Source organism: Clostridium sp. CTA-7 (assembly GCF_054768095.1).
The window spans coordinates 174456-189826 of record NZ_BAAAAV010000009.1; the positions used below are offsets into that span (position 1 = coordinate 174456).

The following is a 15371-nucleotide window of genomic DNA, read 5'->3' on the forward strand; positions in this document are numbered from 1 at the left end:
AATGGATAATTTGAATCTTAAGAAAAATAATTGTTAATCATATCTAATTGACATGACATCTAAGCTCATATCTTATAAACATAAATATAAGTAATAATAGACTTCATAGTATGTGAATCTCAAATTCATAAAAAGTTAATTCCTAAAGATAAAATCAGTTAGTAGTACATAAGTATAAACAATATGTTTATACTATTAAATTTATTTTTATTATATAAAACTAATTAGAAAATAAAATGAAAAAATTTGAGGAGGAATTATGAAGAGAAAAATGATAATAGCAAGGCTAACTGCACTTGCATTAACCACTGCTTTGGCATCAAGTCTTACAATTCAAACAGCATCAGCTTATGCGTACTCAATAACAGCTAATTCTAATGAAGAAAACTTATCTATACAATCAAGAGCAAATGACTACAATACAATTGGAGGAGTTAAGAGCTTCGATAAGTTAGGTAATAAAGTTACTTTTGAAATGACTACTGGTGAAAAAGTCAGAGTATCATTCTTAGAAAGTGATATATTTAGACTATACATGGATCCTGAAGGGAAATTCCAAGAGGATCCAACTCCAAATTCTAAGGATCACATAACAAAGATTATTGATAAAGCGGAGGATGAATATAGTAAGATAACTCCAACAGTAGAAAATGGCGATATTATAAGGGTTTCTACTGATAGTATTGAATTAAAAGTAGAAAAAGAAACAGGTAAAATGGAACTTTTCAATAAGAAAACAAATAAAACAATTTGGAAAGAAGCAGAGCCGCTAAAATATAAAACTAATGAAACCGTTCAAACTTTAGAGACCACTGATGATGAATATTTCTATGGTGGTGGCCAACAAAATGGACGTTTTTCACATAAAGGAAAAACAATAAATATAAAAAATGAAAATAACTGGGTTGATGGCGGAGTTTCAAGTCCAACACCATTTTATTGGTCAACAAATGGTTATGGGGTAATGAGACATACATTCAAACCAGGACAATATGCTTTTAGCTCAACTGAAAAAGGAAAAGTTATTACAAAGCATGACGAAAAACGTTTTGATGCATATTATTTTATAGATGATACTCCATCAAAGATTATTAATAAATTTACTGATTTGACAGGTAAACCTGTATTATTACCAGAGTATGCATTTTATATAGGCCATGCAAATGCATATGCTCGTGACTGGATTAACGATGAAACTGGACAAGAATCCCAAACTCAAAAACCGGGATTCGACCGTCAAGAAACTTTAATGGTAGATGCTAAAAAAGTTGTAGATGAACATGTTGACAATGATATGCCTATTGGATGGTTCTTACCTAACGATGGATATGGTGCTGGATATGGGCGTGCAAATACTATTGATGGGAATATAGCTCTTTTAAAAGAGTTTGTTGATTATACAAGAAGTAAAGGAATACAAACTGGACTTTGGACACAAAGTGATCTAAAGCCAACTGGTGTTGGAGAAGTTTATTTACAACGTGATATAGATAAAGAAGTTGGAGTTGCTGGAACAAATGCAGTTAAAACAGACGTTGCATGGGTAGGAGCAGGATATTCTTTTGCACTTAATGCGGTAAGACAGGCAGCAGAAGGAATAGTAAATAACTCCAAGGATCGTGCTAGACCTTTTATTATATCATTAGATGGATGGGCTGGTACCCAACGTTATGCGGGTATATGGTCTGGAGACCAAACAGGGGGTAACTGGGAATATATTCGTTTCCATATTCCAACTTATATAGGTTCAGGATTATCAGGACAACCTAACGTAGGTTCAGATATAGATGGAATATTTGGTGGAGATAGTTTAATTCAAACTCGTGATATTCAATGGAAGGCATTTACTCCAATTGAAATAGACATGGATGGTTGGGGAAAATACCCTAAGAAACCTTATCAATTTGGTGAGCCAACTACTTCAATTAACCGTATGTATTTAAAATTAAAAGCAGAAATGATGGCTTATAACTATACTATTGCAAATGAAGCGACTACTAAAGGAACTCCTATGATACGTGCAATGATGTTAGAATATCCTAATGCATACACTTATGGAGCAAATACTCAATATCAATATATGTGGGGACCAAACCTATTGGTAGCACCTGTATATCAAAATACTGCAGCTGATGCAAAGGGTAATGATATACGTAATGATATATATCTTCCAGACGAAGATCAGATATGGATTGATTACTTTACAGGAAAGCAATATAGAGGTGGCGGAGTATTAAATAACTTTGATGCACCTATTTGGAAGCTTCCTCTATTTGTTAAAAACGGAGCTATTATTCCTATGAATAATGAAAACAATACTCCAGAAAAGATAGATCGTTCACAAAGAAAATTTGAAGTATATCCAAGTGGAGACACTAATTTTGAAATTTATGAAGATGATGGATTAACTACAGACTATAAAGAAGGAAAATCAGCAACAACAATGATAACTTCATCAGCTCCTAAGGAAGGAAAAGGAAAAGCTGTAATTAAAGCAGGTTTACTAACTGGAGATTATGAAGGAATTGTAAATGATAGATCAACAGAATTCATAGTAAATGTTAGTGAAAAGCCAACAGATTTGGCATTAAAGATTGGAAATAGAAATGTTTCACTAAAAGAAGCTTCATCTTTAGAAGAGTTTGAAAAGGGAACAAATCTTTATTTTTATGATAAAACTCCAAATTTAAATAAATACTCAACAGAAGAATCAGAATTTGCGAATGTAAAAATAAGTACTACACCTAAGCTTTATATAAAAACAGAAAAGACAAATGTGAAAGAAAATGAAGTTGAATTAACTATTAACGACTTTATAAATACTCAAGACATTTCTAAAAATGAAGTTAATACAAAGTTAAGTGTTCCTACAAATTTCATTGCTCCAGAAGATTCAATAACTTCAAATTCAATAAATTTAACTTGGGATAAAGTAGAAGGAGCAGAATCTTATGAAATTGAAATTGATGGAATAATACAAAAAAATATAACAGCAACACAATATGCTCATAAAAATTTAGATTTTGATACTGATTACAGCTATCGTATTCGTAGTGTAGATAAGGATGGTTATTCAAACTGGAGTGAAAAATTAATAGTTAAAACAGATTTAGACCCATATCGCAATGTTCCTAAAGATATGACTGTTAAGTGGACAGAAGGAAACTATAGTAGTGAAGTGCCTAAAAATGCTATAGATGGTGATAATAACTCTCAATTCCACTCAGCAGGAAATGCAATTGATAAGCCATTTATAATTGATATGAAAAAAGCTTATCAAATTGAAAAGTTAGATTTGTTATTTAGAAATTATGGAAATGGGTCTGTAAAACGAGCTGAAATTTATAGTAGCTTAGATGGTGTGAACTATGAAAAAGTATTTAGTAATGCAAGTGATTCAGGAAATGCAGCTTGGGCTACAGATGGACAAGTAAAGACTATAAACTTTACTTCACCAATTAAAGCACGTTACTTTAAAGTTGTAACAAAAGAATCAATTGGTAACTTCTTGGCAATGAGAGAGTTTAGACCATATAAGGTAGATGGAACTAGTGGTCAACTTGTTGGTGACTGGAACAATGGTGGAACAATAGAAGAAGGAGATTTAACATTCCTTCAAAATTACACTGGCTTATCATCTGTAGATGCAGATTGGGATTATGTATCAATGGCTGACTTAAACTTTAATAATGTTATTGATGCTTACGATATAAGTTATGTAGCAAGCCAATTAGAAGGTGGTATAGTACCAACAGAAGGTGGAAATGTTGCTGGAGAAATTATGCTAGTTCCTAATAAGACAAGTATTTCAGCAGGTGAAACTTTTACTGTTGATGTTGTAGGTACTGGATTAACAGATGTTAATGCCTTTAGTGCAGAGGTTCCTTTAGATTCAAGTAAGTATGAATTTATAAAAACAGAAGGTGCAGTCTCAACAGCTTCTATGAAGAACTTCTCAAAGATTAGAGTTCATAGTGATAATTCACAAGATCTTTACACTGTTTTTACTAATATTGGTGATAACGTTAGACTTAACGGAACAGATACCCTTGCGACAATTACTTTAAAAGCAAAGAGTGATATTAATTTTGACTTAGCATTAAGTGATGCATTAGTAGTTGATAGTAACCTAAATTCTAAAAATGCAGTTGCTAATATTACTAATCCAGAAGATCCATTACCAGGGGATAAAGATTCAGTAGTGAAGGTTGGAAAAGAAAGTATTACTGTAACTGGTGATGAGTCACAATTACAAACAGGAATGGGATTAAGCAGGTTAATAGATGGAACTACAAGTAGTGCTGATACTTCTCGTATGGATTTAAAATGGGTATATTCTGCTGATCAAGTAGATAAAGGAACACTTCCATTTGAAATGACATTTACTTTTAATGGATCAAAGAAATTTGATAATTTCACAATATACAATCGTACAGGTAGTATTGCAGCGTTGAAGAAGGTAAAGGCAGTGGGCTATTTAAATGGTGCTGAAACTGATTTAGGTGAAAAAACTAATGCTACAAGTGCAGTTGCAAAAACTATATATGAATTAAATGGCCAAGTTTTTGATAAAATTGTAATTACAGCTTTAGAATCATTTAAAGATATTAATACATTAGCAATAAATGAAATTGAGTTTTATGAAGAAAAACTACAAGCTCCATCATCAATAGAATTCTTAGAAAATGCACCAACAAATCTTTATGTAAATAAGATAGCGCCTATATTTGCAAAAGTATTACCTGAAACTGCAAATTTAAATTATAAACTTACTTCAGAAAATGAAGAGGTAGTAAAGGTTATACGTGTAGATAATGATAATTCAGCTACTTATTATTTAAGAGGGGTTAAGCCTGGTACAGCAAAGGTAAAAGCTACAACTGCTGATGGAAAGCTTAGCGTTGAGCATGAAGTTACAGTACTTGATGGATTTGATAAATCTATATTAATTGAAGCTATTGAAAAGGGTAAGTCATACTCAAAGAATAGTGAAATTTATACAGAGGAAACTTATTCAGAATTACTAAAAGCTATAGAAAATGCTGAAAAAGTATTAGAAACAGCAAAGACAGAATCAGAATTAAGTTCTGCGATTATATCAATAAGAGTAGCTATAAATGGATTAAAAGAACGTGACGATGCTAACTTAAATGTAATTGACTTTAGTAAATTAGAAGCTATATTCGCAACTTCTGAAGCAGATAGTGACTTTATGGAAAATGCTGTAGATGGTGATGAAAATACAATATGGCATTCGGGTTATCAAAGTAGTCATAAGCTACCAGTTTCAATAGTAGTTAAGTTAGATAAACCTTATAACCTTAATCAAATTGATTATTTACCAAGACAAAACAGTAAAAATGGACATGTAACTGAATATATTGTTGAAACTAGTTTAGATAACGAAAATTGGACAGAAGCTAGAAAAGGAACCTTTAAAGAAGCAAGTAATGGTTCAGGATTGGAAAATAGAGGATATAATCCAATACGTTTCAATACTACTAAGGCTCAATATGTTAGATTTACTGCAGTAAAAACTTTAGGTGATACTCGTGATAAATATGCAAGTATAGCTGAACTTAAATTCTATGGACAGTCAGAAGTAGATAAATCAAACTTAAGTAGTAAGATTAGCGAGGCGGAGGCATTAGTTGAAGCTGATTACACAGCAGAAAGCTTTAATGCAGTTAAGGTAGCAATTGATGCAGCTAAGGGAATATTAAATTATAATTCAGCAACTCAAGAGCAAGTTAATGAAGCAATTAATATTTTAACTGATGCAATTGATAATCTTGTTAAGAAAGACGATGTTGAAGAAGTTAATAAAACAATTCTAGCAATGGCAATAGAATATGTTCAAAACTTAAAGGCAAATGGAGAGCTTGAAGGTGTTGTTCCAGCAGTAATTAAAGAACTTGAGGCTGCATTAAAAGAAGCTAAAGAAGTTTTAGCTAATGAAAATGCTACACAAGCTCAAGTAGATATAGCTGAAAAGAGATTAATAAACGTAATTCATATGCTAGAGTTCAAAGTAGGAGATAAGACAAAGCTTAAAGAACTTGTTGAAATAATTAAAATTTTAGATGAAAGTAAATATACAACTTCAACTTGGAATGCATTGCAAGTTGAGCTTGAAAAAGCTGATAAAGTAATTGCAGATGAAAATGCAATGGAAGAAGAAGTTGCTAAAACTTATGAAAGCTTGAATAAGGCATTCGCTGAATTAGAATTAGTAGCTGATAATTCTAAACTTAGAGAATTAGTAGCTGAATTAGAAGCTAAAGATTTATCTAAGTATACAACAGGAACTGTTAATGAGTTCAAGGCAGAATTAGATTATGCTAAGGGAATCTTAAGTAATAAGGATGCAAGTCAAGAAGAAATAAATGAAGCTTATAATAAGTTAATAAAAGCTTACCTTGATTTAAGATTAATCCCAGATAAATCTATTCTTGAAGATTTAATAATGAAGGCTGAAGCAATAGACTTATCTAAATATACTAAGGAAAGTGCTAATAAGGTTAGTTTAGAATTAGCTAATGTTAGATCTGTTTTTAACAATGAAGAAGCTAGCCAAAGTGAAGTAGATGAAGCAGCCAATGGATTAAAGTTAGCTTTAGAAGGTTTAATTGCAAGTAACGGAAACGGTGGAAACACTAATAATGAAGGCAATGGAAACAATAACGGCAACGGTAATGGAAATAACAACGGAAATAATAATGGTAACGGAAATGGAAATAACAATGGTAATGGCCACAGAAATAACAATAATAACAACAGCAATAATGGAGGGAAATTACCAAGTACAGGGGGAACACCAGCTAGTGCAATGGCATTACTTGGAACATTAACTTCATTGTTGGGAGTTTCTATAATGAAAAAAAGAAAAAGAAACGAAGAATAAGAGATTAAAATGATAAATTAGTTTGCAAAGATTTAATAGAATAGTAACTAAACTATTTTATTAAATCAGAGCAAACTATTTTAAAATAACGACAACATTTTTACACATATACAAATATTTTGAAAATTATATCTAAGTTAATATTAGAAAGGAAAGAGAAATGATGAAATTGAATAGATTTTCAAGAATATCATTATCTATAATTTTAAGCTTTAATATAGTTTTAACTAATACATCATTTGTAGTAAAAGCTGAAAGTATTAGAGAAGGAAATATTATAGCTAGTTTAGATAACAATAAAATCATCATTGGTAATGACTATATTAAAAGAGAGTTTTCAATAGTTGAAGGTAAGGTATTAACAAGCTTAATAGAAAACAACAGAGCTAATACAAAATTAATACCACAATCAGGGTCAGAGGATTTTATAATTAACACAATACAACAAGAAGGACAAGAACCAGAAAACCCTAAACCAACTATACCAACAGAAATATTAAATCGTACTAATTGGAAGGCAACTTTATCTGCAAATAGTGGTAAAACATATCCAGAGGTAAGTGTATTAAAATTATTTGATGGAAATAAGGATACCTATATTGACGATTATCAAATTGCAGGATATCCAATTTCATTAAAAGTTGATTTAGGAGAAGAAAAAACTATATCATCTTTTTCGTATTTAAAGAGGCCAGGATATCAAGATTCTGCATATGGGATAAATGGAAGCATGGGGCAATATAAACTTTATGTAAGTGAAGATGGAGCTAATTGGCAAGAAGCAGGTAGTGGGGAATTTAAAAGAAATGATTATAACTTGCATAAAGAAGGAGATTTATATAATGTAGGGGATGTTGTTTATGGTAATTTGGATAAAACCCATACGACAAGATATGTAAGAATAGACCAATTATCTGATGGATTAGGTGGTACTCAAGAATTTACAGGAGCAGAAATTAATTTATTTTCAGATAGTTATAAAGCTCCAGAAGCTCCAACTAAGGATAATAAAATTAAATCAACAAACTTAAAGATTGATACTAAAAATACTAAAGTAGAAGATATTGAAAACGGTAAAAAGCTTACTATAGCTTATGAACCATATAGTTTCAAAAATATTGAATATGAAATTGACATGATTACTGTTCTTGAAAGTGATGATCACTATATGAGGTCATTCCTTGAAATAAAAACTAATAACAATAATGCTCAAATAGATTATATAGATTTAGATCATTTTATATTGGCTGATGAAATTAAGAATACTGTTTGGTCTCATCCAGATTTAAAAGATGTATCATCAATGTGGATTGGTAAAAATGAATTGATGCTAGGGCAACCTATATATGCAAATGGTATGTTCTTTGGTTCAGAATTTCCAGCAGCAGATACAGATATGATTAATAATGAGATGCAAATAAGATATTATAGTGGTAAAACTTTTGATAGACTAGCTAAAGACAATCAATTAACAACAGATGGTAAATTTGTGTCATGGCAAAATGTTATAGGTGCTGCAAAAGGGACAGATACAGATGTTGTACAAACTGATTTTTATGAATATATATCAGAAATTGCAACTCCAACTGAATTTAGAAAGCAATATAATTCATGGTATGATAATATGTTAGCAATAACGGATGAAAGTATTGCAAAGTCATTTTATGGTTCAGAAAAAGGATTAACTCAAAATGGTGTTGAACCTGTTGATTCCTATGTTGTTGATGATGGATGGAACAATTATAGAGATCCAGAATTTAATCCAAATATTTCAGTGCCAGATGCTGGGGAAAGTATGAATCGTACTGGTTTTTGGGAGTTTAATGATAAGTTCCCTAATGAATTATATACATCTACTGAATTAACTCAAAAGTTTCAATCAAAATTTGGAGTTTGGGTAGGACCACAAGGTGGTTATAATTATTTTGGTAATTTTGCAAAATATCTAGAGAAAATGGGAACTGGATATATGCAAAAGGATTATTGGGCAAATGTTTGTGTAGGTTCTGATAAATATGTAAAGAATTTAACAAGTATGTTTATTGACTATCAAACAAGATTTGATGTTGATTATTGGAAAATAGATGGTTTTGCAGTAAGACCGTGTACAAATGCTAGCCATGACCATATGACTGGTGGTACTAATAACTCATATTATACAACAGATTTATGGGAAAAGTGGACAAATGCTTGGGAAGAAATGAGGGCAAGTCGTAAAGATGAAGGTAAGGATTTATTTATTAATGCTACTTGTTATGTAAATTTAAGCCCTTGGATTTTACAATGGGTAAATACTGTGTGGGTACAAGACTCTGGAGATACAGGCGAGGCAGGTACTGGTGCAAGACATCAACAAAAAATCACATATAGAGATAATGTTTATTATAACTTATTTAAAGTAAATCAAGTTCAATTCCCATTAAAAAATATATATAACCATGATCCTATTTATGGGGTATCAGATAGAAGTTCAGCAACTACAGAGGATTTTAGAGATTTCTTATTTGCAAATTCAGTTCGTGGAACAGCATTTTGGGAACTATATTATTCTCCATCAATTATGGATGAAGAAAAATGGCGAGTAAACGCAGATGCATTAGATTTTGCACAAACAAATGCTCATATTTTAGAAAAAGCTAAGTTGTTTGGTAATCGTGCAACTCAAGGAGTATATGGGTATTCATCTTGGGATGGAAATGAAGGTGTTGTTTCATTTAGAAATCCAACCGGAGAAGAAAAAGAATACACATTACAGTTAACTGATGTTGTAGGAGTTCCTAAATCAGTTAAAGACCTTAAAGGAAATCAAGTATTGCCATATATTGCTGGCGAAACGGAAGCAGTTTCTTATGGAGATAGTGTTACTGTTACATTAAAGGCATACGAAACTAGAATTATTCAATATGGAAAGATTGATAATGAAGAAGCAAATGTTATATCTTCTAAAGTAACTGGAGATAAGGAAATTACTATTAAGTATAATGAACGTATAGGAAATATTAAGGACGCATACAGCATTGAAGGAAATAAAATTATAGAAACTAAATTATTAGATGATTATAGGACTGTTGTAATTAATACTGAAAATGTATTAGTTGATAATGCAGTATTAAATGTAGATGGTGAAAAAGATGCTGTTGGTAATATATCAAAAGTATCCTTAAATATTCCAGTATATAAAGATTTAAACATTGTTTCTATAAAGGCAAATGAAGATTTAGTAGATGGGGAAGATGTAACTAAAAAATATAATGGAAATTTAGATTCATTTTTCTTCGATATAGATAAGGCTTATAAAGTAAACACTAATAATTCCTTTAAAGGAGCAACTGATTTTGCAATTAGTATGGCTGTAAATACTAAATCAAGTGGAGTTAACTTATTTAAGCAAGGTGAAGATATTAATTTATCTATTAATGAAGAAGGGTATTTAAGCTTTAAAGTAAAAGACTTAAATGTTAATTCAAAGTCAGATGTAACTACTGTTGTTGAAAAAGCTCATGGAACATTTGGAACAGATGAATATGTGCCAACATCAACAAAAAATACTGTAGTAGGTAAAATTAATGATGGGAATTTACATCAAATTACTGCAGTTCGTGAAGTTAATGGAATGATTAAGCTTTATATTGATGGAGAGCTTGCAAACTCTGTATATGATGAATCAAAAACTAACCAATCAATTGTAAGTGGTGAAATAGAATTAGCTGATAATAACTTCAGCGGAATTTTAGGGGAAATAAGATTAAAAAATACTTCAATTTATTACGATGAAGTAAAGGCGAATTATTCCTTATATAGTAATGCACCTATAATTGAATATGACAGAAAAGATTGGAAGGCAAGTGCATGTTCAGAAATGACATCACCAACTGGAGATGGCCCTGCATCATCAGCAATTGATGAAAATGAAAATAGCTGGTGGCATACAAATTATGTAGGTGGAGATAATCATTCAGGAAGCCATTGGATTTCAATGGATTTTGGAAAAGAAATTTCATTTGATAGTGTAAATGTATTATCACGTGGTAAAGGGTCAAATGGAACTATTAAAAAATATAAATTAGAAGCTAAAGTTGGTGGAGAATGGAAGTCTATCAAAGAAGGAGAATTTATAGACGGTAAAAATGACAAAATAGAATTCGAAGAAAGTATAATAGCTAATGGAATTAGATTAACTGCACTTTCTACATTTAATGGAGCCAACTTTGCAGCAGTAAAGGAAATATATGTTTCTAAAAAAGATAGGTTAGCAACACAAGATGAAATAAAGGAGGCTATTGAATTAGTTAAAAAGATAAATGAAAGTGACTATACAATAGCAACTGTAAATAAATATAAGGAAGTTGCTTCAAAAATTACTTCTTTAGATATTATTAATACACAAGCTTTAAGCATATTAAAAAATGATTTAGAATTAGCATATTCTTCATTATTAGAAGCTAAAGATTTAAATAACTTATTAATAAAGGTAGAAGATTTAAATAAGGAATATTATACAGAAGAATCATGGATATTATTAGAAGCCGAATTAAATAAGGCAAGATCAGTAGTGAATAATGAAAATGCAACTGAAGCAGATGTTAATGAAGCCATGGACACTCTAAAAAATGCAATTGATAGCCTTATTATTAAAGATGAAAATACTGAAGAAGTTGATAAAGCAGTATTAGAAACAGTTATAGAATATGCTGAAGATGTAAAGGCAAATGGAGCACTTGCCAATGTTGTTCCAGTAGTGGTTAAGGAATTTGAAGAAGCATTAGAAGAAGCGAAAGTTATTTTTGTTGATGAAAATGCCACAGAAGTTCAAGTAGAATTAGCTATAAAGAAATTAGTTAAGGCAATTCATATGTTAGAATTCAAAAAAGGTGATAAGGCAGAACTTGAAAAACTAATTCAAATAATAAATGCTTTAGATGGAAGCAAATATAAAGAAGCTACCTGGTCTGCACTTCAAGTTGAAGTTGAAAAAGCTAATAAGGTAATAGCAGATGAAAATGCAATGGAAGCAGAAGTAAAGGATGCTTATAATAAATTAGTTAAAGCTTATTTAGATTTAAGATTAATACCTGATAAGTCTAAACTTGAAGCATTAATAAATAAAGCTGAAGCAATAGACACATCTAAATATACTAAGGAAACTGTTAATGCTCTTAATGCAAAATTAAAAGAAGTTAAAGCTGTTTTAGCTAATGAAGAAGCTACTCAAAAAGAAGTAGATGAAGCAGAAAATGGATTAGAATTAGCGTTAGCTAACTTAGAAATTGCACAAGGTAATAGTGAAAATACAGGGAATAATGGTGCTGATAACGGAGCTAGTGGAAACAATGGAAATAATAATACTGGAAAAGGAAATAATGCAAATAACCTACCAAGTACAGGAGGAACACCAGCTAGTTTAATGACATTACTTGGAACGTTAACAACAGCATTAGGAATATCTATTATGAGAAAAAGAAATAAATAATAGGTGATAATAAAATGAGTTATAGTCTGTGAGAGCTCTTATGATTATGGAATAAATTACCGTAAGAGCAAACACAGACTATTTGCTTATTAGAGCTTTAAATTATATTTGGTAAAAACTAATTTATATCGAAATAGATATTTGACATGTTTTATTTTAGCGTTTACAATGTAGATTGAATAAGAGAAATATATATATTTTTTTGAAATCAGAAATTATATTAAAGAAGTATTTAAATTAAATATGTTTTTTAATATAATAAACTATGGTATAATTAGAATATGATCAATGAGGTGAAAAAATGAATATTGTTGATAAAAGCTCTAGAATACCGCTATATTTACAATTGATGGAAATACTTATAGAAATGATAGAGAACACTCTACAGGAAAATGAAAGAATACTTTCTGAAAGAGAAATCTGTGAAAAGTATGATGTAAGTAGAACTACAGTTAGGCAGGCTTTAGATGAGCTTGAAAAAGAGGGATATATATATAAAGTTCATGGTAAAGGAACCTTTGTATCTCCCAAAAGAGTTAATCAAGATTTAATTTCTTTTTATTCATTTACAGAAGAAATGAAAAAGCTTGGGAAAAAGCCTAGCTCAGAAGTAACTGGATTTGAAATAGTCCAAGCTGAAGAGAAAGTTGGATCCATTTTCAAAATGGATAATGATGATTTGCTTTACAAGATATCAAGAATAAGAATGGCTGATGGTATTCATATGATATATGAAACTACTTATCTTCCCTTTAATAGGTTTAAAGACTTAACAAAAAATCAATTAATAGAAAAACCTATGTATGATGTACTTGTTAAGGAGTTTAATGTTAAGCTAACAGCAGCAGAAGAATTTTTTCAACCTATATTAACTAATAAGTTAGAAAGCATATACTTAGATATTAAAGAAGGTGCTCCAAGTTTAAAAATAGAGAGACTAACATATGAAAATAAAGATATAATAGAATATACTGTTGGAGTAGCTAGAGGGGACAAATTTAAGTATAGAGTAAAATTAAATAACAATTAAAAACAAAAATTTTTTAATTAAACTGGTAATGATGACATTAACAGATGTAGGAGGTATTAAGATGTTTTTTGGAATGGAAATGGAAAGAATTAATGAATTAGGGGCAATGTACACAGCTACAGAAATAAGACAGCAGCCTAAATTATGGGGAGAAACTTATAATATAGTAAAGGAAAATGAAGAAGCAATAAAAAGCTTCTTAGATAGAAAACTAAAGAGTAATACAAGAATAATATTAACTGGTGCAGGAACTTCTGACTATGTTGGAGATACGATTTACTTACATTTAGCAAAGAAATTAAATTTAAGAGTAGAGGCTATTGCTACAACAGATTTAGTATCAAATCCAGCAGAATTTATAGAAGAAGACACACCAACAATTTTAGTTTCTTATGCAAGATCAGGAAATAGTCCAGAGAGTGTTGGAGCTTATGATATATTCGGAGAAAATGTAAAAGACATATCTCAACTGGTAATTACGTGTAATAAAGATGGAGAACTTGCGAAAAAGGCAGCTAAAAGTGATAATAACCTTTGCTTATTAATGCCAGAACTATCAAATGATAAAAGTTTTGCTATGACAAGTTCATTTAGCTGTATGTTATTAGCTTCATTATTAGTATTTGATATTAATAACTTAGACGAAAATAAAAAGTATGTTGATATAGTAGTTAATCAAGGAAACAATATCTTAGATAACAAGTGGAAAGATATAAAGGATTTAGTTGATTACAATGCTTCAAGAGTAGTTTACTTAGGATCAGGAGTACTAAAGGGATTATGTCAAGAAATGGCACTTAAGAATTTAGAACTTACAAGTGGAAAAGTAGTTACTGTTTGTGAATCTGTATTAGGATTTAGACACGGTCCAAAATCAATAATAAACGATGATACATTAGTAATATTTATGAATTCTAATAATAAGTATACTAATCTTTATGATATGGATCTTATAAAAGAAATACATGGAGATACAGGTAAGCATAAATTAGCTGTTATTAGCTATAAAAAGAATGATGAATTAAATGGTTTATGTGATAAATATTTAAATATTGATGGTGAAGAAATTCCAGAAGTTTATACAGTATTTAACTATATGTTATTTGGGCAAGTGTTTGGATTATTTAGTTCTTTAAAATTAGGAATTTCTCCTGATAATCCAAGACCGGATGGTACAGTTAACAGAGTTGTTAAAGGTGTAATAATTCACAAATATAATAAGTAAAAGAATATATTAAATAAACAAATTGAACTTGATATGAAAAATGAAATATAAAAAATACATAAGGAGTTGAAGTAAATTATGAAAATATTATCAACAAGAGAAATGTTAAAGAAAGCTCAAAGAGAAGGATATGCTGTACCAGCATTTAATATTCATAACTTAGAAACATTACAAGTAGTGGTAGATACAGCAGCTGAATTAAAATCACCAGTAATTTTAGCAGGTACACCATCAACCATTATGAAGTAGTTGAAGAAATTAAGCATTTCGTAGACTTAGGCTTTAAATCWACAATGATAGATGCATCACATTCAGATTTTGAAAACAATGTAAAAACAGTAAAAGAAGTAGTTGAATATGCACATAAATTTGAYGCAACAGTAGAAGCTGAACTTGGAARACTAGGTGGRCAAGAAGATGACTTAGTAGTAGATGAAAAAGATGCTATGTACACTAATCCAAAACAAGCAAAAGAATTTGTAGAAAGAACAGGGATAGATTCATTAGCAGTAGCTATTGGAACAGCTCATGGATTATATAAAGGTGAAGCAAAGCTTGACTTTGATAGATTAAAGGAAATAAGAGATATGGTAAATGTACCACTAGTTTTACATGGAGCATCAGATGTACCAGATGAATTAGTTAAAAAGGCTATTTCACTTGGAATATGCAAAGTTAATGTAGCAACAGATTTAAAAATACCATTTTCTGATGCAGTAAAGAAATACTTTATTGAAAATCC

Annotated in this window: 4 protein-coding genes and 1 pseudogene; all 5 read left to right on the forward strand. The window is 30.4% G+C overall.

What is annotated here, in order from left to right; all coding sequences use genetic code 11:
- The first annotated feature begins 259 nt into the window (after positions 1–259).
- Entirely contained in the window at positions 260–6904 is a 6645-nt protein-coding gene (locus tag ACYUEX_RS16110; protein WP_460289081.1) for a discoidin domain-containing protein, read from the forward strand.
- A 160-nt stretch (positions 6905–7064) separates the two neighbouring features.
- Positions 7065–12374, forward strand: a complete 5310-nt coding sequence (locus ACYUEX_RS16115; protein WP_460289082.1) for a discoidin domain-containing protein — start codon at positions 7065–7067, stop codon at positions 12372–12374.
- 301 nt (positions 12375–12675) lie between these two features.
- Positions 12676–13404 (forward strand): GntR family transcriptional regulator, encoded by a 729-nt coding sequence (locus tag ACYUEX_RS16120; protein ID WP_460289083.1) that lies wholly within the window; start codon positions 12676–12678, stop codon positions 13402–13404.
- Positions 13405–13465: 61 nt separating this feature from the next.
- Positions 13466–14629 (forward strand): SIS domain-containing protein, encoded by a 1164-nt coding sequence (locus ACYUEX_RS16125; RefSeq protein WP_411169674.1) that lies wholly within the window; start codon positions 13466–13468, stop codon positions 14627–14629.
- A gap of 75 nt (positions 14630–14704) precedes the next feature.
- Positions 14705–15371: pseudogene (locus ACYUEX_RS16130) on the forward strand (class II fructose-bisphosphate aldolase); the annotation flags it as partial.

What these genes read in the sequence shown, in the direction of transcription:
- ACYUEX_RS16110 (WP_460289081.1), top strand. Translation starts at nt 260, where the DNA reads ATGAAGAGAAAAATGATAATAGCAAGGCTAACTGCACTTGCATTAACC.
- ACYUEX_RS16115 (WP_460289082.1), top strand. Translation starts at nt 7,065, where the DNA reads ATGATGAAATTGAATAGATTTTCAAGAATATCATTATCTATAATTTTA.
- ACYUEX_RS16120 (WP_460289083.1), top strand. Translation starts at nt 12,676, where the DNA reads ATGAATATTGTTGATAAAAGCTCTAGAATACCGCTATATTTACAATTG.
- ACYUEX_RS16125 (WP_411169674.1), top strand. Translation starts at nt 13,466, where the DNA reads ATGTTTTTTGGAATGGAAATGGAAAGAATTAATGAATTAGGGGCAATG.